Below are 24450 nucleotides of genomic sequence, written 5' to 3'. Positions count from 1 at the left end.
CCATCGGCCGGGGGTTTTTCGTTGCAGCGGGGGCGGCGATCTGAAACGCTGCCATCATGCCGATGATTGCCGTTGAAACCCAGTTTGGCTGCCTTGGGGTCGAAGAAACCGACGGAGCCGTCACGCGTCTTGTGTGGGATGGTCGGAACAAGGGATCCCAAACGCCCTTGTTGCAGGAAGCCGCCGCGCAGTTGACGGCTTATGATCAGGGTCAACTGGAGCGGTTTGATTTGCCCTACCGCGTGGCTGGGTCAAAATTTCAACAGCAGGTTTGTGACCTCATGTTCGCTATCCCCTTGGGCGAGACACGCACTTACGGCGACATCGCCAAAGAGTTGGGGCAGCCCCCTCAGCCCGTGGGGCAAGCCTGCGGAGCCAACCCGATCCCGATCATCATCCCCTGTCACCGGGTGCTGGCAGCCAACGGACTGGGCGGCTTTTCTGGCGACGGAGGAATTGAGACCAAGGTTGCCCTGCTGCGCCATGAACGGGCGGCGGGCCTGCTGATCTGACCCGCGGAATTCTGTTGCAATCCGGCTGGTTGAGGCTCAATTTGTATCAGATAGAGAATTCAAAGGATCGCATTGCATGACTGCCCCAACTGACCCGGCCGGCCGTAAGAAGGCCATCATAGACCGACTGATGTCGCTGGAAGAGCAAGAATTGGCGACGGCTCAGGCCCATTACGACGCTTTCCTGAAGGATTCTCAGTTGGATGACCGGGAAGGGCATGACAAGGACGATATCGCCGCCTCACGTGAGAATGCAGATCTGGCGGCGGCTTTTGATGCCCCGGTGCATGCCCATCACGCCAAGATCGACGTGATCGAAAACACCGATTTCAGCATCACTGATACGGTGCAGCCTGGGGCCGTGGTCAAGTTCAACAACCGTCGCTTTGTGGTTTGCGTTTCAACTACGCGGTTTGATGTGGACGGCAAGACCTATATGGGGATCTCAACCCAAAGCCCGATCTATCTGGCCATGATCGGCCTGCAAGAGGGTGACGTCTTTACCCATAACGGCACCGAGTTTGAGGTTCAGGAGGTCCTGTAATCCGCGCTTTTGCGCTGCGGTATGATCTGCTGCGCAATCCCCGCCGACACCAGATACAGGCTGGTGATCACCAGACCCCAATGCGCCCAGCTTTCGGGGTGGAAATCGACCCAGGCGGCCCAGCCGGCAAAGAAGGTCCATGCAAAGGCCATAGGCAGCGATACAGCGCGCCAGCGTTCCGTGCGGACGGGGTGGATGAATTTCAGGGGCAGGAACATCGCCACGGACAGCAGTGACACCAGCAGCAGGATGACCCAGAAATTGGGTTCGAGCGCGAAGATCACGATCACGAACATGTTCCAGCATCCGGGAAATCCGGAAAAGGAGTTGTCCTTTGTTTTCATGCGCGTATCGGCGAAATACATAGCGCTAGCAAAGGTGATGACGATGATCGCGAACCAACCGGTCCATCCATCCATCAGCCCGGATTTGAACAGCGCATAAGCCGGTATGAACACATAGGTAAGGTAGTCGATAATCAGATCCAGCAATACGCCATCAAACTCGGGCGCGTTTTTCTTGACGTGATAATGCCGGGCCAGAGGGCCATCGATACCGTCCACGATGAACGAAACCACCAGCCACAGGTACATCAGGCTCCATTTCTCTTCGACAGCGGCCAGCATGGCCAGCATCGCGAAAACAGCTCCGGTAGCGGTGAAGAGATGGACAAAAAGCGCTTTGAATCTGAGGGTCATGCGGGTGTCATGACCGATGCGTTCGCCAGATGCAAACCAAAAGCCGAACTAAGATGAATGGGTGACGTCACAATGCGAGAACATCACGCCTTGGGGTGGGCGCGATTATAGACCTCCATCAACCGGGCCGTATCGACGGCTGTATAGGTCTGGGTGGTTGAGAGCGATGCATGGCCCAGCAATTCCTGAATCGCGCGCAGATCGCCCCCGGCGGACAGAAGGTGGGTGGCAAAGCTGTGCCGCAAAGCGTGCGGTGTGGCCGTAGCGGGCAGGCCAAGCTGCATCCGCGCCTTGGCCATGACGCCCTGAATGGCACGTGGGTTCAACGCCCCGCCCCGCACACCACGGAACAGGGCCTTGTCCTTGTCCTGCGGATGAGGGCATAGCTGCAGGTACCGATCCACTGCTGTGCGGGCGGCGGGTAGGACGGGTACGATCCGCTCTTTGTCGCCTTTGCCGACGACTCGCAGAGACTCGGGCAGGGGCACGTCGGCGCCGGTCAGGGACAGGGCCTCAGAAATACGCAACCCGCAGCCGTAAAGCAGGGTTACCACGGCCACATCTCGGGCCGCGACCCAATCGTTGGTCGATTGCAGTTCGACCGTTTCGATCATGGCACGGGCGGCATCTTCGGCCAGAGGGCGGGGCAGTTTCTTGGTGAATTTTGGCGCGCGGGTCGACAGCACGGCCGTCGGTTCGAACCCCTCGCGCTCGGACAGCCAGCGGTAGAAACTTTTGACGGCCGAGAGTTTGCGCGCCAGTGACCGCGCGCCGACGCCGGAGGCCCGTTGATCCGCCATCCATGCCCGCATGTCGGACACGGTGATCCGGGCCAATGCGGCCAGTCCCTGACGTTCGCTGTGGTGCAGCGTCATGAAGGACAGGAAATCGGTGACATCACCTCGGTAGGCGGTCTGTGTATTCTCGGACCGCCCGGCCAGTGCCCCCAGACTGTCGAGCCAATGCTGTAGCGCATCGCGGCAGGCTGGGGAGATCAGGCTCACGACAGCCAGTGGCGCATCGAGCGTTCGAACACGCCAGCGAAGAAGGACAGCAAGTCGGTGCCCAGTTGCGGAGTGAAGTGGTTAGCGTCTTTGGCGCCCATGACGATCATGCCGGGCAGGCGGCCCTCACCCAAATTCAGCCTCAGACAGGCTTCGGAACGAAGCCGACCTGCCATGGTGCCGAACACCCGGGGTTCAGCATGTGCAATCGGGCGCAGGACAACTTGCCGTGCCGGTCCGCCGCGGTCCTGACTGAGATAGGCATCAACGGCACCCGGTTCGACCACGGTCAGCACACCGCCCAGCTTTTCGATGGCGGGGTCTTCCTGCCGGACCGTGGTTTCCAGAACCAGAGTGATGTGGTCCACCCGCAGGATATCGGCAATTTCACTGCCAAGTGTGGCCAGGAAATCCTCGAAATCGACGGGTTCCAGCAGGTGGAGGATGGCGCGATGCACCTGATTGGTGCCAGCGAGGTTCTCATACGCCGCCGCAATGACCGAGCGGTGCGTGTCTTCGAGCCGGTCAAGCCGCGCCTCGAGCCGTTGCATGGCGATGCCGCGCAGGTCGATAACATTGTCACCGCGCGCCTGTTCATTGGCGGCCACGAGCGCCTGCATCAGATCCTTGTCGTCCAGCACGGCGTCTGGTTCTGCCAGAATCGCGGCGCGGAGATTGTCCTTAAGTTTGGTGTTACTGCTCATGTCCCGTCCGGTCTTTTTTTGTTGAGCGGCTTATAACACGGAATGCGGCATTTGCCTTGGGAAAATTGCAGGCAAAAGTGGATTTCGTATGGGCGTGTGTCGGAAACGCTCCCGCCTGCAAGGCCCTGATCAAAGGATCAGGTTTTGCAGTTGGGCCGGGCGCGGCACCTGACGGCGCCGCGCGGTCGCGCATGGGATCAGAGGATTTTCTGACCGGTTTTGGCCCAGTCTGCCAGGAAGGTTTCCAAGCCCTTTTCGGTCAGCGGGTGATCGGCCAGTTTCTTGATCACGGCGGGCGGGGCGGTGATCACGTCCGCACCGATACGGGCGCTGTCGGTCACGTGGTTCACTGTGCGGATCGACGCGGCCAGGATTTCGGTTTCGAACCCGTAGTTGTCATAGACCTGACGGATATCGGCGATCAGGTCCATGCCGTCGAGGTTGATGTCGTCCAGGCGGCCGATGAAGGGAGAGATGAAGGTCGCACCTGCCTTGGCTGCCAGAATCGCCTGGTTGGTCGAGAAGCAAAGCGTCACGTTGACCATCTGGCCTTCGTCCGTCAGCGTCTTGCAGGCTTTCAGACCGGCCCAGGTCAGCGGAACCTTGACGGCGATATTCGGAGCGATCTTGGCCAGCTTGCGGCCTTCGGCGATCATGTCGTCAGCCTCGGTCGCGACGACTTCGGCCGAGACGGGTCCATCGACCAGATCACAGATTTCTTTGGTTACTTCAAGAATGTCGCGACCCGATTTCAGGATCAGCGACGGGTTGGTGGTCACACCGTCCACCATGCCCAGATCGTTCAGTTCGGCGATTGCCTCGATCTCGGCTGTGTCTACGAAGAATTTCATGAGGGCAGTCCTTTGATGGGTTGGCCTTGGTCGCGGATGGCTTTACCTCAAAGAGACCCATGCTGGAACCCCCTGCAAAGGATATACAGTGAGCGCTAACGGTTTTTTCGACCAAGGAGAGCTGGTTGCGGTGCTGACAACGCAGCCGCTGGACCGGACGTTGGACTATAAAGCACCCGAGGGCGGGTGTTTTCTGGGTGCTTTTGTCGAAGTGCCTTTGGGGCCGCGAAAGGTGCTGGGCGTGGTTTGGGGGCCGGGGCAAGGTGGCTTCGACATCAGCAAGGCTCGGTCGGTGATCCGGGTGCTTGAAGTCGCACCGATGCGCGAAGAGATGCGGGTGTTTCTGGGTCGTGTGGCCGATTACACGCTGACGCCGATGCCCGCGATGCTGCGGCTGGCGACGCGCGCGCCGGGATTGGGTGATCCGCCCTCGATGCGCAAGATTTACCGCCTTGGTAATAGCGAGCCGGATCGGATGACCGATGCGCGGACCCGTGTGCTGGAAGTGCTGCGCGACTATGGCGGGCTGGCTTTCACGCTGAAGGAATTGTCCGAACAGGCGGGGGTGACGTCCTCCGTTGTGAAAGGGCTGGTGAAACAGGGTGCGGTGCGGGAAGAGGACAGCCCCCGCGATCTACCCTATCCACATCTGGACCCGGACCTGCCGGGCAAAGAACTGACCGAGGATCAGGCGGCTGCGGTTACCAGGTTGCGGGCCGGACAGCGCACCGGAAATTATGGAACCACGCTGCTGAAAGGCGTGACCGGCTCAGGCAAGACTGAGGTTTATCTGGAAGCGGTCGCCGAAGCGCTGCGGACGGGGCGGCAGGCTCTGGTGCTGCTGCCCGAGATTGCCCTGACAGCCGAATTTCTGACCCGGGTTGAGGCGCGGTTCGGCGCGCGTCCGGCGGAATGGCATTCAGGCGCGACCATGACGGAACGTCGCCGGGTCTGGCGAATGGTGGGGCAGGGGGATGCGCAGCTGGTGGTGGGCGCGCGGTCGGCGCTGTTCCTGCCGTTTCGTGATTTGGGGCTGGTGGTGGTCGATGAAGAACACGACACCTCGTACAAACAGGAAGACGGCGTGCACTACAGCGCCCGCGACATGGCGGTTCTGCGCTCAGCCATTTGCGGGTCGCGGGTGATTTTGGCCAGTGCCACGCCGTCACTGGAAAGCTGGGCCAATGCCGAGGCCGGAAAATATGAACGGCTCGACCTGACATCGCGGTTTGGCGTGGCGGTGCTGCCCGAGATGAAGCCTATCGACATGCGGGCCGAGCAGATGCAGCCGGGAACGTGGATTTCCCCGTCTCTGCGGCAGGCGGTGCGGCAGCGGATCGAACGGGGCGAGCAGTCGCTCTTGTTCATCAATCGTCGGGGCTATGCACCTGTGACGCTGTGCCGGGCCTGTGGAGAACAGATCGCCTGCGACCACTGCGATGCGCGGATGGTGGAGCACAGATTCCTGAAACGACTAATGTGCCACCAATGCGGTGAGACCAAGCCGATGCCCGAGGCCTGCCCATCCTGCGGGGTTGAGGGTAAACTGGCCCCGGTCGGACCGGGCATAGAACGGCTGGCAGAAGAGGCCGAGGCCACCTTCCCCGAAGGCAAGATCGCCATGCTCAGTTCCGATCTTTTCGGCTCGGCGCGGGCGTTGAAGGCCAAGATAGAAGAGATTGCCGAGGGCGACGCAGATATCGTCATTGGTACGCAACTAGTGGCCAAGGGGCATAACTTCCCAAAGCTGACCCTTGTCGGCGTAATTGATGCCGACCTCTCACTGCACGGCGCCGACCTGCGGGCTGCCGAACGGACGTTTCAATTGATGCGGCAGGTCGCAGGTCGCGCTGGCCGAGCGGACAAGCCGGGGCAGGCGCTGTTGCAGACCTTTCAACCGGAGCACCCGGTGATCCGGGCCATCCTGTCGGGCGATGAAGAGGGATTTTGGAAGGCCGAGGCCGCCGGGCGGCAGGCCGCCGGAGTCCCGCCCTATGGGCGTATGGCGGGGATCGTGTTGTCGGGGCCCGAGGTCGGGCCGGTCTTCGATATCGGCAACGCTATGGCCCGCAACGATGTACCTCTGCGAGATATCGGCGCGCAGGTCTTTGGCCCGGCCCCTGCGCCGATTGCGCGTATCCGGGGGCGTCACCGTGTGCGACTGTTGGTAAAGGCCCCCAAGGGCGCGCCCATTCAGGACGCCATCGCCCGCTGGATCGCCCCCCTGCGCCTGAAGGGTGACATCCGCCTGACCGTCGATATCGACCCGCAGAGCTTTTACTGACTCTGCGCCTGCGCAGAGCCAATGTGCGCCACGTCCTTGGCCCTCGCCAAACCGCGAAAATAGGCGTAGAGGGAGTCCCATGCTGAAACCCATGCCGCTTTCCGAGGCGCAGAGCCTGCCGTTCTGGCGCCGTCCCATCACGCTCTTGTTCGTGATGGCGCTGACCATGCCCATCGCCTTCAACGCGTGGAGCGCGCTACTCAACAACTTCGTCATCGAGGTTGCCAACTTCGACGGCGCGGATATCGGCCTGCTGCATACGGTGCGCGAGATTCCGGGCTTCTTGGCCGTTGGCGTGATTGCGGTGATCATTTTCGTCCGCGAGCAGATGCTGGCGATGATTTCGCTGATGATGCTGGGCGTGGCGACGGCGGTGACCGCGTGGTTCCCCAGTCTGGGCGGGTTGCTTTTCGTGACTTTGTTCAGCTCGATCGGCTTTCACTACTACGAAACGGTGAACCAGTCTCTGCAGCTGCAATGGCTACCCAAGGACCGCGCGCCGCAGGTGCTGGGCTGGCTGGTGGCCATGGGATCGGCGGCCACGGCGGTTGTCTATGGCTTGATCGTGCTGACCTGGGATCGGTTTGATCTGTCCTATAACTTTGTGTTCATGGCCGCAGGCGGTGTTACGGCGTTGCTGGCGCTGTTCAGTCTGTTTGCTTATCCGCAATTCGACGCACCCACGCCGCAGACCAAAAAGCTGATCCTGCGCAAACGGTACTGGCTGTACTACGCACTGCAATTCATGGCAGGCGCGCGGCGACAGATCTTCGTTGTCTTTGCGGGCTTCATGATGGTCGAGAAGTTCGGTTTTGAAGTGCACGAACTGACCAGCCTTTATCTGATCAACCTTGTGATCAACATGGCGGCGGCCCCAATGTTGGGCAAAGCGGTGTCGATGTTTGGTGAGCGCCGTACGCTGATTTTCGAATACACGGGCCTGGCCATTGTCTTCGCAGCTTATGGCGGCATCTACTGGTTCGGCTGGGGTGTTCTGCTGGCGGCGATCCTTTATGTGATCGACCATGTACTCTTTGCTCTGGCGCTGGCGTTGAAGACCTATTTTCAGAAAATCGCCGACCCGGCCGATATCGCGCCAACCGCAGCAGTGGCTTTCACGATCAACCACATCGCGGCTGTCTTTCTGCCTGCGCTGCTGGGTTTGCTCTGGGTAGTGTCACCCGGTGCGGTCTTTGGTCTGGCCGCTGCAATGGCGCTGGTGTCGCTGGGCCTTTCGCTGCTTATCCCGCGCCACCCTGAACCGGGTAACGAGACCATCTTGTCGAAATACGCTCCGGCACCTGCGGAGTAGTTGCAAATGCTTGACCTTGCCTACGTGTGGCCCTAGGCGCTGTCTCAACTGAGACAGGAGGCCCCCATGCCCACATTCACCGCGCTAACCACTCTGACCGGCAAGAAAGCCGCCGAAGGTCTGGGCGAAGCGATGGAGCGTCTGGACCCGGAACCCACCGGCGTCGGCGTGTTCGAGGTCGAGGATGGCTCGGGCCTGTGGGAAGTGGGTGGCTATTTCACCGAAGCGCCGGACGAAACTGCACTGGCCGTTCTGGCGGTCGCGTTCGAGGCCAAGCCCTTTGTAGTCTCGGAACTGCCCGAAACCGACTGGGTCGCCCATGTGCGCCGCGAACTGGCCCCGGTCGAGGCTGGCCGGTTCTTTGTTTACGGCAGCCATGACGCAGACAAACTGCCAGAGGGGCGCATCCCGCTGCTGATCGAGGCCGCGATGGCCTTTGGCACTGGCCATCACGGTACCACGCTGGGTTGCCTCAAGGCGCTTGATTATCTGCTGGATGACGGGTTTGCGGCTACCAATGTGGCCGATATCGGCTGCGGCACTGCTGTTTTAGCGATGGCGGCTGCGCGGGTCTGGAACGGCAACATCATCGCCAGCGACATCGATCAGGTTGCGGTGGATGTGGCCGAGGCAAACCTGAAGGCCAACGGCATGTCCGGGCAGGTGAATTGCGTTGAAGCCGCCGGTTTCGACCACCCTGACCTGCAGTCTCATGCCCCGTACGATCTGATTTTTGCTAATATTCTCAAAGGCCCGCTGGTGGCTTTGTCTCCTGAAATCGCAGCGAATCTGCGGGGTGAGGGATATGCGATCCTGTCGGGAATCCTCAACGAACAGGCCGATGATGTGATCTCGATTTATTCGCAAAACGGGTTCAATCTGGTCAGAAGCGACGAAATTGGTGAATGGACGACGCTAATTTTGCGCAATAAGGGCCGAAATTAGGCCATTTCCAGAACTTCAATAGATTTTTGCCTCTTTTTTGTCGCAATCTGTAATTACCGTCATGACGTGGTTACGGGGGCGGTTTTTGGAGGCTGCCATGACGGGAAAACAACTAGAATTCGATCAGCGTGTTCATCGCTTGAACAAAAAGCACGCCAAGCTGAGCCGAGGCTATCGCGCGACGATGCGCAAGGATGGCCTTGTGGTCATGAAACCGCAGCGGGTTAAGTCTGCGGTTCCGGTAAAGGCGCTTTTTGGGTGCCTTCTGGGCCTATTTGCGTTCAAGGTCTTTCTGCTGGCAAGCTTGGGCGCTTCGGCCTATCAGTTTCGTGTCGACAGCCTGGCGCAGGGGACATCTGTTGAACAGGCTGGTGCATGGGTGATGCAGATTGATCCGGTTTCCGAGTTTCTTGCGGCCCAGATCAGCGGATTCCTTCACTAAACCGATCAGCATTGACGAGAAACGCCACGCATCGTGAAATGCGCGGCGTTCTTTTTTGTGCCCCAGAGGAGAATGGGGCGAGTGAGTGGTGGTTGTCTCTTAGCGACGACCTTCTGCGACGAAGTCAATATCACCGCGGCACAAACCGATATCTTCCAGTTCACGATCCGTCAGACCGCTCAGCGCGTTGCGTGTTACGCGGGCGTCGTTCCATTCAACAACGGCGTTCACGACCGATGCGAAAGTTACGCCAATACGGCCGACGAGGCCGAACGAGCCAGTGGTGGTGCGAGTGGTGTCCAGTGCAGCCATATCCTGTTTCCTTCTGGTTAGAGATTAAACTTTTGATCATCTGATCTGAGCGGCATCTAGTCTTGTCTATGTGGCCGCACAAGTGTGGAAATTGCATGTGTCCTATGCGTTTTTTGCAAGGGTGTTGATTCCTTAAAAACCGTTAATTTATAGGCCATTAGGCGTTCAGAAAACGTGTCGAATTCAGACTTCCTGCGGTCGCAATCAGGCCGTTTTGTCGCCCCTGAGACAGTCGTGTCGTTTTCAGGCGCAGGGTCAATTCGCTTGGAAAATGTTCACGCTTCGTGCTAATCCGAAAGAAAGATCACAAAAACCCGAGCAGGCTGAGGCGAAATATGCGAATTCTGGGCATTGATCCGGGGCTCAGGACCCTGGGATGGGGCGTCATCGAATCGCATGGCAGCCGGTTGAGCCATGTAGCGAATGGCTTGTGCAAATCCGACGGAGATGATCTGGGGGAAAGGTTGTTGTCGTTGCACAACCAGATTGTCGAAGTCATTGCCGAACATCAGCCCGATCAGGCCGCCATCGAACAGACTTTCGTTAACAAAGACGGGGCGGGAACGCTAAAGCTTGGTCAGGCCCGGGGCGTAGCCCTGCTGACGTTGGCACAGGCCGGACTGCCGGTGGGGGAATATGCGCCCAACCGGGTCAAGAAAACCGTCGTGGGTGTCGGCCATGCTGAGAAAGAGCAGATCCTGCACATGGTCAAACTGCAATTGCCGGGCTGTCAGCCCAAAGGGGCGGATGCGGCAGATGCACTGGCGATTGCCATCTGTCACTCGTATTACGGCACAGCGCCCCGGGCGCGGATGAAAGAGGTGCGGGCATGATTGGAAAACTGACAGGGCGGCTGGATTATCGGGCATCTGATCACGTGTTGATCGACGTACGCGGGGTTGGGTACATCGTCTATTGCTCGGACCGTACCATGGCGGCGCTGCCGGGTGTGGGTGAGGCGGTCTCGATCTACACCGACATGGTTGTGCGCGAAGACCTGATGCAGCTTTATGGATTCCTGTCGCTGGTCGAGAAGGAATGGCATCGTCTGTTGTGCTCGGTTCAGGGTGTTGGGGCCAAGGTTTCGCTGGCCATTTTGTCGGCGCTGGGGCCAGATGGAGTCAGCCGGGCGATTGCTTTGGGCGACTGGGGCGCGGTGAAGGCGGCCAAAGGGGTCGGTCCGAAGACGGCGCAGCGGATCGTTCTGGACCTAAAGGACAAGGCGCCGGGCGTGATGGCCATGGGAGGAACTGTGACCGAGGCGATGGGCGGACCCGCCTTGGAGGTTGTGGAACTCGCCGAACCCTCACCGGCCTCGAAACAGGCGGCGAAACCGGCCTCGGGATCGGCAGCAGCTACGGCGGGTGCACTGTCGGCCTTGTCCAATCTGGGCTATGGGCCCTCAGACGCCGCGTCTGCCGTGGCCGAAGCGGCGGCCAGCCTGCCAGGTGCCGGTGAGGCTGACCTGATCCGCGCGGCTCTGAAATTACTTGCACCGAAAGGGTGATTGAATGGTAGATGCCGACCCCACCCTGCGCCCGGACCCTCTGCCCGAGGACAATGACCGCGCCCTGCGTCCGCAAGGGTTGGACGAATTCATTGGTCAGGCTGAGGCGCGCGCCAACCTGCGCGTGTTCATCCAATCCGCCCGTCAGCGGGGTGAGGCGATGGACCATACTCTGTTCCATGGCCCTCCGGGTCTCGGTAAGACGACGCTGGCGCAGATCATGGCGCGCGAACTGGGGGTGAATTTCCGCATGACCTCTGGGCCCGTGCTGGCCAAGGCGGGTGATCTGGCGGCGATTTTAACCAATCTGGAATCGCGGGACGTGTTGTTCATCGACGAAATACACCGTCTGAACCCGGCGGTCGAAGAGGTGCTGTACCCGGCGATGGAGGATTTTGAGCTGGATCTGGTGATCGGTGAAGGCCCCGCCGCGCGCACGGTCCGGATCGAGCTGCAGCCCTTTACGCTGGTCGGTGCCACCACGCGGATGGGCCTGTTGACGACGCCTCTGCGTGATCGGTTCGGTATTCCAACAAGGCTACAATTCTACACGGTCGATGAGCTGCACGAGATCGTCACCCGTAACGCGCGCAAGCTGAGTGCACCTGCCGATGATGATGGTGCACGGGAGATTGCGCGCCGCTCGCGCGGGACGCCGCGGATTGCAGGGCGGCTGCTGCGGAGGGTCGTCGATTTCGCCATTGTCGAAGGCGATGGGCGGATTACCCGCGAACTGGCCGACGGGGCATTGACGCGGCTGGGCGTGGACTTTCTGGGTTTGGACGGAGCGGACCGGCGGTATTTGAAACTGATCGCCGAGAACTATGCGGGTGGACCGGTGGGGATTGAGACCTTGTCGGCAGCTCTGTCGGAAAGCCGGGATTCGCTGGAAGAGGTGATTGAGCCCTATCTGTTGCAGCAGGGTCTGATCCAACGGACACCGCGCGGTCGGATGCTGGCGCAAAAGGCGTGGACGCATCTGGGGATGGCGGCACCGCGGGGACAAAGCGATCTGTTTGGTTGAAGCCGGACGTCAGAGAATTTAAGCCGTCGGCGAGAGTATTATCGAAAAGATGAAGGATTGGGCGTGAACCCCGAAGACATCCAGGCTTTGTTCACCCGCGAAAGTGGTGAGTTTCTGTTCGCGCGTTGGGGGCGGCCCATTGTGCCGATCGTTTTTGGCGTTGAGGATGAAACTCTGGCCACCGTCAAGGGCGCGTTCCAGGCCGTGGTGGCGCTGGCCGGGCACAAGATGGCCGAGACTGACCCGGAACTGGGTGCCAATTGCATGGTTTTCTTCTTCCGCGACTGGCAGGAGTTGCTGGAGGTCCCCGATCTGGACCGGCTGATCCCCGATCTGGCGCCTCTGGTCGAGCGGTTGGTTGCAGCGGATGCCAACCAATATCGCATCTTTCGTTTCGAGGAAGACGGCGCAATCCGCGCAGCTTTTGTTTTCCTTAGAATGGACAAGGAATTGTCGAAAGTACCGGCCGAAACTTTGGCGTTGAGTCAGGTTGTGCAGACGGTTTTGCTGTGGTCGGATGCCGCGTTTCGGTCTCAATCGCCGCTGGCGGTGGCCGGGGACACAACCGTCCTGCGGCCCGACATCGCTGAACTGATCAGGGCGGCTTATGATCCTGTCCTGCCTGGGGCGGCGCAGGACAAATCCCATGCCTTGCGGTTGTTCGCACGGATGAAACCGCTGCAATAGGCCTCAGGTGGGTGGTTTGTTCGTCGGATGAAACGCCTCGATCAGAGCGTTCCCTGTCTCGAAATAGGCGTCCGTCCCGACCAGATCGGTGATCCCGTAACGGTCGAGTTCTTTGCGGACATTGGGCTCGACCAGCAGAAAGACCAGTTTGATGTTTCTGGACTTCAACTGATCGTGAACGCCGCGCAGCGTATAGCCCGCGGTAAAGTCGATATCGTCCACGGCAGAGGCGTCTAAGCAGAACCAGCGCAGCGGCGGGTTGGATTGACCCACGATCGCTGCCACCTCGTCCGACAGGCGCTGAGTGTTGGCGTAGTACAGGCTGTGCGAAAAGCGATAGATCACAAGGCCGGGTTCGAACTGGTTTGGTACGGTGATGGGTTTGGACCGCCAGCCGCCATCGTCGCTTTTGACGATCACTGCATTCTTGGGGCGGTAGCCATGGCGCGTGTGGTCGATTAGTGACAGGACCATCGCAAAGATAATCCCTTGCTCGACACCAACGAAAACCACAACGGCAGCAGTCGTAAGCGCGATCCAGAACTCGGATCGGGCCTGCCGGTATATGGCGGCAAGGCCTTTGAGGTCGATCAGCTTGACGCCGATCAGGAATACCACAGCTGACAGGGCTGCATTGGGCAGGAACGCGAGCGGGCCGGTCAGAAACAGGATCACCACAAGGACAATCGCGACCGTCGTGAGTTGAGCGATCTGGCTGCGGCCTCCGGCGCTGGCCACCATCTCGGTCTTGGTGGGGCTGCCATTGACCACAAAGGTCCCGGTGAAGGCTGCTCCTAGATTGGCCAACCCCAGCCCGACAAGATCGGTGTTCTCGCTGAAATTGTCATCGTAGCGTGCAGCGTAGGCGCGCGAGGTCGCCGCGCTTTGTGCCAGGATCACCACAAAGATCGACAGCGCGGTGGGTGTCAGTTGCTTGAACAGGGCCCAACTCCAATCCACATCCGGGATCGACAGGGCGGGGAGGCCGCCGGGCACCGTTCCCAGTACGCCAATGCCGGATGCACTGAATTGAAAGGCCCAACTGAACAGAATGACACCCAATATTGCGAATAGCGGCCCCGGAACTTTGGGCGACAACCGCTTGCATCCAAGGACAACCGCCAGCACCGCCACGGACACGGCAGCCGTTGGCCAATGCGTCTGGCCGTAATGCAGCGCGATGTCCCTGAGCTTGGCAATCGTGCCGTGGCCGGCACCTTCGACCCCCAGCATTCCGGGAATTTGGCCGGTGGCCACCTGTATGCCCACGCCTGTCAAAAACCCGATGAGTACCGTGCGTGACAGGAAATCCGCCAGAAACCCAAGGCCGACAAGGCGCGCTGCGATCAACAGCAACGCCGCCATCAACGCCAATAGCGAAGCCAGCGCGAGATATTCCGAAGATCCGGAAACCGCCATGCCCGCCAGCGCCGACGCCGTGATCGCCGCAGTGGCTGAATCCGCCCCCACCACCAGGTGGCGCGACGACCCGAACAGGGCAAACAGCGCCATCGGGATCAGGATCGTGTACAGCCCGGTGACCACCGGAGTGCCGGCGATCTTGGTGTAACCCATGACTTCGGGGATCGCGAGGCAGGCGAAGGTCAGCCCGGCCAGAACCTCGGTCGGCAGGGCAGAGCGGTTGAGCGGCAGGATGCCCTGTAGGATGGGAAGCGGAGATCTGCCCTCTTTTCCGTGGGGTTCTGCCATTCAATCACCTGTTACATTCACATCCCAATTTTGGCAGGTTAGTCGGCATGGGGCAGGATTTCGATACCGAGGACCGTGTAAGCTGAAATTTGTAGTCTCGCGGGGATTGCACGGCCGCTGATGCACGTGCATCTGTTGATGGTACGGCTCGCCACGAGCCAGACGATTAGAGCTGATAGATAGACCGGATATGTAACCATGGCCGTAAGCACCGCAGCGCAAGACACGCATATCTACCGGGTCCGGGTTTATTACGAAGACACCGACATGGGCGGAGTGGTTTATCACGCAAACTACCTGAAATACATCGAACGTGCCCGGTCGGATTATGTGCGCCGTTTGGGAAACGACCAGAATGCCATGCGTGACGGCGGCGTTGTCTGGGTCATTCGGCGGATCGAGGCGGACTATCTGGCAACAGCTAAGTTTGAGGATGAACTGACCATCGAAACCCGCTTCCTGTCCCGTTCGGGTGTGCGGCTGACTATGGGGCAACTGGTAAAGCGGGGCGATACCGAGGTTTTTCGTGCCACGGTCACCGCAGTCTGCATGAATGCGCAGGGCAAGCCGGTACGGCTTCCGGCAGAGATTCGCGCATTGTTGTAACAAATTGCGGCGTGGGGGTGGTTATGTTGGCTTTTCGTATCCAACTGCGATAGCGTTTGGCAAAACAAGGCCAAATCGAACGGCCATAAGGCAAAAAACAAAGAGCAGATTCATGGAAGCTGAAACGCTGGCGCTGGCGCAGGAGATCGATTTCTCCATGTGGGGGCTTTATGCCCGCGCGACATTTATCGTCAAACTGGTGATGCTGATGCTGGTTGGCGCATCGATCTGGTCCTGGGCAATTATCATTCAGAAACTGATCAACTATCGCGCGGCCCGTCGTGAGGCGCAGGGATTTGATGAGAATTTTTGGTCCGGAAACCCTCTGGACGAGTTGTTCGAACAGATTGGCACCCAGCCCGATGGCAGTTCGGAAAAAATCTTTGCCGCCGGCATGATCGAATGGCGGCGGTCTCATCGCACCGACGGAGGGCTGATTGCAGGGGCCACGGCGCGGATCGACCGTTCGATGGACGTGGCAATCGCCAAAGAAGCCGAGACGCTGCAAAAAGGTCTGTCTATCCTGGCCACCGTCGGTTCCACTGCGCCGTTTATCGGCCTGTTCGGCACCGTCTGGGGCATCATGAACGCCTTTATCGAGATTGCCGAACAGCAGAATACCAACCTTGCCGTTGTGGCCCCTGGTATTGCCGAGGCCCTTTTGGCCACCGGTTTGGGCCTTCTGGCGGCGATCCCAGCGGTAATTTTCTACAATAAGCTAAGCGCGGATAGCGACCGGATCGTGAACGGCTATGAGGCCTTTGCCGACGAGTTCGCCACAATCCTGTCGCGCCAGTTGGACAGCTGACATGGGCGCGGCGGTTCAGCAAAACGGCGGCGGGAACGGACGCAGACGCGGGCGGCGTCGCGGCCGCGCGCAACCGATGGCCGAGATCAACGTAACGCCATTTGTCGACGTCATGCTGGTGTTGTTGATCATCTTCATGGTGGCGGCCCCGCTGCTGACCGTCGGAGTGCCGGTCGACTTGCCGAAAACGGCAGCCAGCGCCTTGCCCGGTGACAATGAAGAACCCCTGACCGTGACGCTGACTGCGGATGGCCGGGTGCAGATTCAAACCACGGATGTTGAGCGTGGGGAATTGATTGGCAAGCTGCGCGCCATCGCGTCCGAGCGCAGCAGTGACCGCGTGTTCCTGCGGGCCGACGGGGCGATCCCTTATGCCCAGGTGATGCAGGTCATGGGCGCGCTGAATGCAGGTGGGTTTTCCAATGTGGGCCTGGTGACAGACACCGGCGGGCCGACGCTGGAAGAAGGTGGAGAGTGAGGCCGCGCGGTGGATACCGGCACCAAGATCTCGGCAGTTGCCCACGTCGTTTTGATTGGATGGGCCTTTTTCGGCGGTACCTTCCGGTCCGAACCCTTGCCTATGGCGGTGCAGGAGGTATCCGTGGTCACGGGTGAGCAATTTGCAGCGATGACCGCGCAGCGTGACGCCCCCGAGGTGCCGACCCCCACCGCCTTGCAACAGCCCGACCCACCCGAGGAAGAAGTGACCCCGACGGCTCCGGTGGAGGAGGAACTGACCCCTCCCGAGGTTGCGACGCCCTCGGAACCTGAGCCCGACCCGGTGCCCGATCCGGTAGAGACCCCGCCCGAACCCGAAGTGGTCGATGAGCCCCCGACACTGGAGCAGCCCGAACCTGTAACCGAAGTGTTGCCGGTACCTCCGGGCCCCGAGGCGCAGCCGCGCCCGGCCGACAAGGTGGCCCCGGAACCCATCGCGCCGCCGCCGCCCGAGGCGCAGCCGGATGAGGTGGAGACGCCCGCCGTGTCGCTGGATGAAGGGGCCGAAACTCAAGAGGAGCAACAGGATCAGACCGCCCCGGAAGAGGCGACCGATGAAATCGTGACCGAGGCCGAAGAGACCAAGGACAACGCCCCGCGCACTTCTCCACGGCCGCGGGTGAGGCCAAACCGGCCTGCACCTCCGACGCAGCCCGAAGTGGCTGAAGAACAGGACCCGACGCCGCCCGAGCCCGCGCAAAGCGACTCTGCCATCAACGACGCACTGGCAGAGGCATTGGGGCAGGGCAGCGAACCGTCCGGCCCGCCACTGACCAGCGGTGAAAAAGACGCCATGCGCCTGGCTGTTTCTAAGTGCTGGAATGTGGGGTCTTTGTCCACAGATGCGTTGCAAACTGTTGTGGTTGTTGGCTTTTCGTTAACTCCGGAAGGCAAGATCGTCGGGGGTAGCCTGCGCATGATCGACAGCTCTGGCGGGTCTGCCGGGGCGGCGAAACAAGCCTATGAAGCCGCCAGACGAGCCATTTTGCGCTGCGGCGCCAAAGGATACACCCTGCCTGCTGACAAATATGACCAATGGCGGGATATTGAGATTACATTCAATCCCGAGAGGATGCGGATCAAATGATGAGAATTCTGACCAGCCTGTTGCTTGGCCTGACGATTTTGGCGGCACCGGTAAAAGCCCAGAACGGACCGCTGCGTCTGGAACTGGATCAGGGGATCATCGAACCCTTGCCCTTCGCCGTGCCGAATTTTGTGCCCGACGGGCCAGCGGCGACGCAATATGCCAACGATATCTCTCGGGTCGTTGCGGCCGATCTGACCGGCACCGGGTTGTTCCGCGAAATCTCGCCCGAAGCCTTCATCAGCCGGGTCAGCAGCTTTGAAGCCCCGGTCCAGTTCGCCGACTGGAAAGCCATCAATGCCGAGGCGCTGGTGACGGGTGCCGTGAACGTCTCGGGCAATCGCCTGACCGTGCGCTTCCGGGTGTGGGACGTGTTCTCGGGGCAGGAGCTGGGCAATGGTTTGCAATTTGCGGGCACCACCGATGGCTGGAGACGCATGGCGCATAAGGTGGCTGATCAGGTCTATAGCCGGATCACCGGCGAGGGCGGTTATTTCGACAGCCGCGTTGCGTTTGTGTCAGAGAGCGGCCCCAAGGATCAGCGCCTGAAGCGCCTGGCGATCATGGATTACGACGGCGCGAATGTGCAGTACCTGACCGACAGCGCGGCAATCGTTCTGGCCCCGCGCTTTTCTCCCACGGGCGATCGGTTGCTTTATACCAGTTATGAAAGCGGCCAGCCGCGTATCTACGTGCTGGATGTGGATCGCGTTCGCCGGACCGAGTTGAAAACGCAGGAAGGCACGATGAGCTTTTCACCCCGGTTCTCTCCGGATGGTGGCTCAATCGTGTATTCGCTGATCCAGGGCGGCAACACCGATCTGTGGAAAATGGACATCGCCTCGGGTCAGAGCGTGCGCCTGACCAACACGCCAGCAATTGAAACCGCACCCAGCTATTCACCGGATGGCTCTCAGATCGTGTTCGAAAGCGACCGGTCCGGAACGCCGCAGCTGTATATCATGCCTGCTAATGGCGGTGAGGCGACCCGCATCAGTTTCGGGCAAGGCCGTTATGGCACGCCGGTCTGGTCACCGCGGGGTGATCTGATCGCCTTTACCAAGCAGAACAAGGGCCGGTTCCATATCGGCGTCATGCGCACCGATGGCAGTGAGGAACGTCTGCTGACCTCGTCTTTCCTTGACGAAGGCCCGACTTGGTCACCCAACGGCCGTGTCATCATGTTCACGCGCGAAACGCAGGGGGCCAGCGGTCGGGCGTCGCTATATTCGGTGGATATCTCGGGCCGGAACTTGCGCCCGGTGCGCACCCCCGATGGCGGCAGCGATCCTTCCTGGGGGCCATTGCAGAATTGATCGGGGCAGGGGCTTGGAAAAGTTCACAAAAAACCTGCACTGTGCTACAGAGACGGCAATAAACCGATAAAACAACGAGGCACTTGAAATGAACGTATTGGGCAAAATCCTGGCCTTGGGCACGCTGAGCGTGATGGCCGCTTGTACCAACAATGATCCGTCGGCATTGGGCGGTGGTTTCGGCAATGGCGCAAATGGCGCAATCGCACCGGGTTCGCCCAGCGATCCGCGTTCGCCGGCCTATTTCCAGCAAACCATCGGTGATCGGGTATTGTTCGCGGTGGATCAATCGACGTTGACACCGCAGGCACAACAAACCCTGCAGGGACAGGCGGATTGGCTGATGGCGAACCCGGACTATGTGGCCACAATCGAAGGCCATGCAGATGAGCAGGGCACACGCGAATACAACCTCGCCTTGGGCGCACGCCGGGCCAATGCGGCCCGTGAGTTTCTGATCTCGCGCGGGGTGGCGGGTAACCGTCTGACCACCGTCAGCTATGGCAAGGAACGCCCGATCGAGATTTGCAGCACCGAGGATTGTTATTCCAAGAACCGCCGTGCGGTGACGGTGCTGACCGGTTCAACCTTGGGGTAAGACGATGAGAGTTGCAGGATGGGTTCTGGCTGCGGTTGTTGCAACCGCCGGAATGGCACAAGCACAGGATCAGCAGACCTTGGCGGATATCCGTCAGGAACTGACGGTGCTGCATGTGGAAATTCAGCGCCTGAAGCGTGAGTTTTCAACGACTGGCTCTCCGGCCCCGAACCTGTCCGGCAGTTCCGTTTTGGAACGCGTGGATGCCATCGAGGCAGAACTGCAGCGCCTGACACGCCAGACCGAACAACTGAACCAGCGCGTGCAGAATATTGTAACTGATGGCACCAATCGGATTGGTGACATGGAATTCCGCCTTTGCGAGTTGGAGCCAAACTGTGAAATTTCGGGTGAGCCTACCAGTACATTGGGCGGTGAAACTGAAATCATCGCAGCAGCACCGGCTACGCCAACAACCCCCCCCGTGATCGAACAGGGAGAATTGGCGGTAGGTGAACAGGCAGATTTTGATGCTGCCGCGCAAGCCTTGGCGGAGGGCAACTTTCAAACCGCAGCCGATCAGTTCGCACAATTCGACACTGCTTATCCCGGCAGCCCGCTTGCACCCGAAGCCAATCTGAAACGTGGGCAGGCATTGGAAGGTCTGGGCGACACGCGTGAGGCCGCGCGGGCGTTTCTGGCCAGCTTCACCGGTGATTCCGAGGGCGCATTCGCGCCCGAGGCCCTGTTCGAACTGGGGGCCGCACTGGGGCGTCTGGGTCAAACTGATCAGGCCTGCATCACCCTGTCCGAGGTTGGTGTGCGCTTTCCGGCTTCGGCCACCGTATCCGCCGCCACGCAGGAAATGGCGTCGCTGGGCTGTTCTTGACCGATCAGGCCGATACTCTTCGATCCGAACTTCGCGCGCGGCTGCCTGACCGGTTGCCGCCGCGTTTAGGTGTCGCCGTCTCCGGCGGTGGAGATTCGGTCGCTCTGCTGCACCTGCTGCGTGAAATTGCGCAAACCGAACCAATCCGGTTGTTTTCCGCAACGGTGAATCACGGTTTGCGACCCGAAGCTGCCGCTGAGGCCGATAAAGTTGCCAGACTGGCCGCGCGCTTGGGCATCCCCCACGAAACGTTGCTGTGGCAGGGCTGGGATGGCGCAGGAAATCTGCAAGATCAGGCCCGGCAGGCGCGATACCGGTTGTTGTCCGACTGGGCGCGGCGCAATGACATCCCGGCAATCGCTCTGGGCCATACGGCAGATGATCAGGCCGAGACGGTGCTGATGCGGTTGGGCCGGGCGGCAGGGGTCAGTGGCCTTTCGGGTATGCCTGACGCGCGGGACCAAAATGGCGTCACTCTACTGCGTCCGTTGCTGGGGATCACGCGGCAAAACTTGCGAGACTACTTGTCGGGGAAAGGTGAGAGCTGGATCGATGACCCTTCGAATCACGACCAAAGATTCGACCGGATCAAGGCTCGCGAGGCGCTGACGGGGCTTGGGCTGCTTGGGATTTCCGCGCAATCTTTGGCCCGGGTCGCTGAAAACCTTGCACAAGCGCGTGAGGCGCTGGCGCGCTATACGCAGGAATCTGCGTGTAGGATTGCAACAGCCGATGGCGGGGATGTCTGTGTCGACCGCAACGGTTTCGAACTGCTTCCAATGGAAATCCAAAGGCGGCTGGTCGTCGGTATCATCGCTTGGATTGCCGGGCAGGGCTATCCGCCGCGCGGAGCAGCTGTCGATCAGGCCGCCACCGCTGTTCGAGAAGGGCAAACACTGACCCTCGCGGGCTGTCTTCTGGTCCCGCATCAGGATAAAACGTGGTTTTGCAGGGAGCTAAACGCTGTGGCGACAGCAACCGCCGCACCGCAAGAGGTCTGGGATAACCGCTGGATCTTATCCGGACCCCGAACGCCGGGCACCGAGATCCGCGCACTGGGAGAGATAGGTTTGCCGCAGGTGCCCGAGTGGCGCGCCTTGGGCAAACCCCGTCGGGCGCTGTTGTCTTCACCCGCCGTCTGGAGCGGGGAAAACCTGCTGGCGGCGCCTTTGGTCGACTATTCAAACGGTTGGACCGCTGAATTCGCCGCGTATAGGCCCGAGTTTTATTCTTCGCTTTTATCGCATTGAACATGCTTGAATCATCTCTATTTTATAGGACAACCCGGCAGGTCCCCATCTGCCGAAACCTTTTGGGAGATTTTCCTTGGGCAACGCTCGTAACATCGCCTTCTGGGTCGTTCTGTTTCTGCTGATCCTTGCACTGTTCAATTTCTTCAGCGGTCAAGGCGGAACGCTTCAGAGCAATGAAAAAACCTATTCCGATTTCGTCACTGCGGTTGAAGGCGGCGAAGTCAAGAATGTGACGCTGGATGGTGAGCAGATTCGCTATACCACCCAAAGCGGCGCGAACTATGTCACCATCAAGCCCGGCGATGCCGAGGTCACCCAACTGCTGATCAAGGAGAACATTCCTGTTCAGGCGGTGAAACAGCAGCAATCCGGATTTCAGTCCTTCCTGATCACATTGCTGCCCTTCCTGCTGCTGATCGGGGTTTGGATCTACTTCATGAACCGAATGCAGGGCGGTGGCAAAGGCGGCGCCATGGGCTTTGGCAAGTCCAAGGCCAAGATGTTGACCGAAAAGCATGGCCGCGTGACCTTTGACGACGTCGCAGGCATCGATGAGGCCAAGGAAGAGCTGGAAGAAATCGTGGAATTCCTGCGTAACCCGCAGAAATTCTCGCGCCTCGGCGGTAAAATCCCGAAGGGTGCGCTTCTGGTTGGCCCTCCGGGTACTGGCAAGACGCTGCTGGCCCGCGCGATTGCTGGCGAGGCGGGTGTGCCGTTCTTCACTATCTCGGGTTCGGACTTCGTTGAGATGTTCGTGGGTGTCGGTGCATCCCGTGTGCGCGACATGTTCGAACAGGCAAAGAAAAACGCACCCTGCATCGTTTTCATCGACGAGATCGACGCCGTGGGTCGCCATCGTGGCGCCGGTTACGGCGGCGGTAACGATGAACGCGAGCAGACGCTCAACCAGTTGCTGGTCGAGATGGACGGCTTCGAGGCCAATGAAGGTGTGATCATCCTGGCCGCGACCAACCGAAAAGACGTTCTGGACCCCGCATTGCTGCGTCCCGGCCGGTTTGATCGCAACGTGACCGTCGGCAATCCCGACATCAAAGGCCGTGAGAAAATTCTGGGCGTTCATGCGCGCAAAACACCTCTGGGCCCTGATGTCGATCTGCGTATCATCGCGCGGGGTACACCGGGTTTCTCGGGTGCTGATCTGGCCAACCTCGTGAACGAGGCCGCGCTGATGGCCGCGCGTGTAGGCCGTCGCTTTGTCACCATGGAGGACTTTGAAAACGCCAAGGACAAGGTGATGATGGGGGCCGAACGCCGCTCGATGGTGCTGACTCAGGATCAGAAGGAAAAGACCGCATATCACGAGTCGGGCCACGCCGTTGTTGGCATGACGCTACCGTTGTGCGATCCGGTCTATAAGGCGACGATCATTCCCCGAGGCGGCGCGCTTGGCATGGTTGTTAGCCTGCCCGAGATGGATCAGTTGAACTATCACCGCGACGAGTGCGAGCAGAAGCTTGCTATGACGATGGCGGGTAAGGCTGCTGAGGTCATCAAATACGGTGAAGATCACGTCTCGAACGGCCCAGCCGGAGACATCATGCAGGCCAGCCAGTTGGCGCGCGCCATGGTGATGCGCTGGGGCATGTCTGACAAGGTTGGCAACATCGATTATGCGGAGGCGCATGAGGGATATTCGGGCAACACAGCCGGGTTCTCGGTTTCCGCTCATACCAAAGAGCTGATTGAGGAAGAGGTGAAGCGCCTGATCCAGCAGGGTTACGAGCGGGCCCACCAGATTCTGACCGAAAAGAACGAGGAATGGGAGCGTCTAGCCCAAGGTCTGCTGGAATATGAGACCCTGACCGGGGATGAGATCAAGCGGGTCATGAACGGTGAATCACCTGGCGAAGGTGACGACGAAGGCGACAAGCCCGACGAGGGCAGTGCGCCGAGCGTGACGGCGATCCCGAAGACCAAGGTCAAGAAATCTCCGCCCGATGGCGGGATGGAGCCGGAACCCTCGGCATAAACAAACCAGACCCGGGCCTTGTCCCGGGTCTTTTTTCTTCCCAAGCAGGGTCGACTGCCGTCTACGGCCGGGCGAAAGAACCGTCTGGGAAAGGGGCGAAAATGCCAGTGACGCGCGAGACTGAATATAGAGGCGAGGTGATCTGGTTGGGCCATGTCCCCGCAGGCAATTCGATCCGCGCAAAAGCCGTGGATGTACTGGATCTCGGTTTTGCCGGGGATCGCGGCGCACGGCATGAAGGCGAAAACCGGGCCTCATGCGTGCGGGTGAAAAACCTGTACCCGCAGGGCACGGAAATCCGTAATGTCCGGCAACTGTCGGTGCTGTCTGCGGAAGAGATCGAAGGGACGGCGCAAGAGCTGGCGCTGGACCAACTGGACCCGTCCTTTCTGGGGGCCAGTATAGTTTTGCGCGGTATCCCGGACTTTACCCACATTCCACCCTCTTCACGGTTGCAGGTCGCAGGAGGCGTCACCATCACCGTTGATATGGAGAACCGCCCCTGTGTCCTCCCCGGGCGTGAGATCGAGACGGATCTTCCCGGGTATGGGGCTGCATTCAAACCGGCCGCAAAAGGGCGGCGCGGAGTTACCGCGTGGGTCGAACGGCCTGGCGAATTGAAGTTAGGTGACCAGATGACCCTGTTCGTACCGGATCAGAGGGGGTGGGCACCATAAGGGTCACTCGTTTCCGATCAGAGGCCCGCGAAGTGACGCTACGCCGTTTCGCGGCACAAATATGTCGGAATCTATAGCCATCCGTTTGGTACACAACGGTATGGGTTGCGCAGCGCCGACGCATTGCGCCGGTTTTGCACGGCATTCAATCAGGGACCCTGCCCAATGAGCTATAAATCCGACATCGAAATCGCCCGCGAAGCGAACAAGAAGCCGATTCAGGAAATCGGTGCCAAGATCGGCATCGATTCT

Annotated in this window: 26 protein-coding genes; 20 read left to right on the top strand and 6 right to left on the bottom strand. The window is 59.9% G+C overall.

What is annotated here, in order from left to right; genetic code table 11:
- The first annotated feature begins 56 nt into the window (after positions 1 to 56).
- Entirely contained in the window at positions 57 to 512 is a 456-nt protein-coding gene (locus tag ACR1XY_RS12205) for a methylated-DNA--[protein]-cysteine S-methyltransferase (RefSeq protein WP_480593646.1), read from the top strand.
- A 76-nt stretch (positions 513 to 588) separates the two neighbouring features.
- Positions 589 to 1056 carry a hypothetical protein gene (locus tag ACR1XY_RS12200; RefSeq protein ID WP_480593644.1) on the top strand — a complete coding sequence of 156 codons (468 nt, stop codon included), beginning with the start codon at positions 589 to 591 and terminating at the stop codon, positions 1054 to 1056.
- Here the strand turns inward: ACR1XY_RS12200 and ACR1XY_RS12195 are convergent.
- The 4 genes from ACR1XY_RS12195 to fsa all read right to left on the bottom strand — a co-directional run bounded on the left by ACR1XY_RS12195 (position 1041) and on the right by fsa (position 4313).
- On the bottom strand, positions 1041 to 1754 hold the full coding sequence (locus ACR1XY_RS12195; protein ID WP_480593642.1) for a CDP-alcohol phosphatidyltransferase family protein: 714 nt from the start codon (positions 1752 to 1754) through the stop codon (positions 1041 to 1043). The genes ACR1XY_RS12200 and ACR1XY_RS12195 overlap by 16 nt on opposite strands.
- A gap of 83 nt (positions 1755 to 1837) precedes the next feature.
- On the bottom strand, positions 1838 to 2758 hold the full coding sequence (locus ACR1XY_RS12190) for a tyrosine recombinase XerC (protein WP_480593639.1): 921 nt from the start codon (positions 2756 to 2758) through the stop codon (positions 1838 to 1840).
- Entirely contained in the window at positions 2755 to 3462 is a 708-nt protein-coding gene (locus ACR1XY_RS12185) for a DUF484 family protein (protein ID WP_480593636.1), read from the bottom strand. The genes ACR1XY_RS12190 and ACR1XY_RS12185 overlap by 4 nt, the downstream gene beginning before the upstream one ends.
- Positions 3463 to 3659: 197 nt before the next feature.
- Entirely contained in the window at positions 3660 to 4313 is a 654-nt protein-coding gene (gene fsa / locus ACR1XY_RS12180) for a fructose-6-phosphate aldolase (RefSeq protein ID WP_480593634.1), read from the bottom strand.
- An 88-nt stretch (positions 4314 to 4401) separates the two neighbouring features.
- On the opposite strand from fsa, the gene ACR1XY_RS12175 reads away from it, so the two are divergent.
- The 4 genes from ACR1XY_RS12175 to ACR1XY_RS12160 all read left to right on the top strand — a co-directional run bounded on the left by ACR1XY_RS12175 (position 4402) and on the right by ACR1XY_RS12160 (position 9296).
- On the top strand, positions 4402 to 6597 hold the full coding sequence (locus tag ACR1XY_RS12175) for a primosomal protein N' (protein WP_480593632.1): 2196 nt from the start codon (positions 4402 to 4404) through the stop codon (positions 6595 to 6597).
- A gap of 79 nt (positions 6598 to 6676) precedes the next feature.
- Positions 6677 to 7909 carry an MFS transporter gene (locus ACR1XY_RS12170; RefSeq protein ID WP_480593630.1) on the top strand — a complete coding sequence of 411 codons (1233 nt, stop codon included), beginning with the start codon at positions 6677 to 6679 and terminating at the stop codon, positions 7907 to 7909.
- A gap of 66 nt (positions 7910 to 7975) precedes the next feature.
- Positions 7976 to 8854 carry a 50S ribosomal protein L11 methyltransferase gene (locus ACR1XY_RS12165; protein ID WP_480593628.1) on the top strand — a complete coding sequence of 293 codons (879 nt, stop codon included), beginning with the start codon at positions 7976 to 7978 and terminating at the stop codon, positions 8852 to 8854.
- A 97-nt stretch (positions 8855 to 8951) separates the two neighbouring features.
- A complete protein-coding gene (locus tag ACR1XY_RS12160; protein WP_480593626.1) occupies positions 8952 to 9296 on the top strand; it encodes a hypothetical protein in 345 nt (114 codons plus the stop codon).
- 99 nt (positions 9297 to 9395) lie between these two features.
- Here the strand turns inward: ACR1XY_RS12160 and ACR1XY_RS12155 are convergent, their stop codons facing one another.
- Entirely contained in the window at positions 9396 to 9608 is a 213-nt protein-coding gene (locus ACR1XY_RS12155) for a DUF1127 domain-containing protein (protein ID WP_480593624.1), read from the bottom strand.
- Positions 9609 to 9943: 335 nt separating this feature from the next.
- Here ACR1XY_RS12155 and ruvC point away from each other — a divergent pair, with 335 nt between their 5' ends.
- The 4 genes from ruvC (at position 9944) to ACR1XY_RS12135 (ending at position 12826) form a co-directional block, all read left to right on the top strand.
- Complete coding sequence (ruvC, locus tag ACR1XY_RS12150) at positions 9944 to 10441, top strand: crossover junction endodeoxyribonuclease RuvC (protein WP_480593622.1); 498 nt, start codon at positions 9944 to 9946, stop codon at positions 10439 to 10441.
- Positions 10438 to 11115, top strand: coding sequence for a Holliday junction branch migration protein RuvA (ruvA, locus tag ACR1XY_RS12145; protein WP_480593620.1), 678 nt, complete (start codon positions 10438 to 10440; stop codon positions 11113 to 11115). The genes ruvC and ruvA overlap by 4 nt, the downstream gene beginning before the upstream one ends.
- A gap of 4 nt (positions 11116 to 11119) precedes the next feature.
- On the top strand, positions 11120 to 12139 hold the full coding sequence (gene ruvB, locus ACR1XY_RS12140; protein ID WP_480593618.1) for a Holliday junction branch migration DNA helicase RuvB: 1020 nt from the start codon (positions 11120 to 11122) through the stop codon (positions 12137 to 12139).
- Between the two features lie 63 nt (positions 12140 to 12202).
- A complete protein-coding gene (locus tag ACR1XY_RS12135; RefSeq protein WP_480593616.1) occupies positions 12203 to 12826 on the top strand; it encodes a hypothetical protein in 624 nt (207 codons plus the stop codon).
- 3 nt (positions 12827 to 12829) lie between these two features.
- On the opposite strand, the gene ACR1XY_RS12130 is transcribed toward ACR1XY_RS12135, so the two are convergent.
- Positions 12830 to 14536 carry a SulP family inorganic anion transporter gene (locus ACR1XY_RS12130; protein ID WP_480593614.1) on the bottom strand — a complete coding sequence of 569 codons (1707 nt, stop codon included), beginning with the start codon at positions 14534 to 14536 and terminating at the stop codon, positions 12830 to 12832.
- Positions 14537 to 14734: 198 nt separating this feature from the next.
- On the opposite strand from ACR1XY_RS12130, the gene ybgC reads away from it, so the two are divergent.
- The 10 genes from ybgC to ACR1XY_RS12080 all read left to right on the top strand — a co-directional run bounded on the left by ybgC (position 14735) and on the right by ACR1XY_RS12080 (position 24198).
- On the top strand, positions 14735 to 15142 hold the full coding sequence (gene ybgC, locus ACR1XY_RS12125) for a tol-pal system-associated acyl-CoA thioesterase (protein WP_480593612.1): 408 nt from the start codon (positions 14735 to 14737) through the stop codon (positions 15140 to 15142).
- 112 nt (positions 15143 to 15254) lie between these two features.
- Positions 15255 to 15950: a protein TolQ gene (gene tolQ, locus ACR1XY_RS12120; RefSeq protein WP_480593610.1), complete on the top strand. Its 696-nt coding sequence runs from the start codon at positions 15255 to 15257 to the stop codon at positions 15948 to 15950.
- 1 nt (position 15951) lies between these two features.
- Positions 15952 to 16428: a protein TolR gene (gene tolR / locus ACR1XY_RS12115; RefSeq protein ID WP_480593608.1), complete on the top strand. Its 477-nt coding sequence runs from the start codon at positions 15952 to 15954 to the stop codon at positions 16426 to 16428.
- A gap of 9 nt (positions 16429 to 16437) precedes the next feature.
- On the top strand, positions 16438 to 17535 hold the full coding sequence (locus ACR1XY_RS12110) for an energy transducer TonB (protein ID WP_480593606.1): 1098 nt from the start codon (positions 16438 to 16440) through the stop codon (positions 17533 to 17535).
- A complete protein-coding gene (tolB, locus tag ACR1XY_RS12105) occupies positions 17532 to 18851 on the top strand; it encodes a Tol-Pal system beta propeller repeat protein TolB (protein WP_480593605.1) in 1320 nt (439 codons plus the stop codon). Before ACR1XY_RS12110 ends, tolB begins: the two co-directional genes overlap by 4 nt.
- A gap of 88 nt (positions 18852 to 18939) precedes the next feature.
- On the top strand, positions 18940 to 19449 hold the full coding sequence (gene pal / locus ACR1XY_RS12100) for a peptidoglycan-associated lipoprotein Pal (RefSeq protein WP_480593603.1): 510 nt from the start codon (positions 18940 to 18942) through the stop codon (positions 19447 to 19449).
- Positions 19450 to 19453: 4 nt separating this feature from the next.
- Entirely contained in the window at positions 19454 to 20278 is an 825-nt protein-coding gene (gene ybgF, locus ACR1XY_RS12095; protein WP_480593601.1) for a tol-pal system protein YbgF, read from the top strand.
- Positions 20275 to 21528: a tRNA lysidine(34) synthetase TilS gene (gene tilS, locus ACR1XY_RS12090; protein ID WP_480593598.1), complete on the top strand. Its 1254-nt coding sequence runs from the start codon at positions 20275 to 20277 to the stop codon at positions 21526 to 21528. The genes ybgF and tilS overlap by 4 nt, the downstream gene beginning before the upstream one ends.
- A gap of 76 nt (positions 21529 to 21604) precedes the next feature.
- Positions 21605 to 23521 (top strand): ATP-dependent zinc metalloprotease FtsH, encoded by a 1917-nt coding sequence (gene ftsH, locus ACR1XY_RS12085; RefSeq protein WP_480593594.1) that lies wholly within the window; start codon positions 21605 to 21607, stop codon positions 23519 to 23521.
- 101 nt (positions 23522 to 23622) lie between these two features.
- Complete coding sequence (locus tag ACR1XY_RS12080) at positions 23623 to 24198, top strand: MOSC domain-containing protein (protein ID WP_480593591.1); 576 nt, start codon at positions 23623 to 23625, stop codon at positions 24196 to 24198.
- Positions 24199 to 24450: the final 252 nt, after the last annotated feature.

It is taken from the genome of Ruegeria sp. AD11(2025) (assembly GCF_056542405.1).
This window is presented reverse-complemented; position numbering and strand designations above follow the sequence as displayed.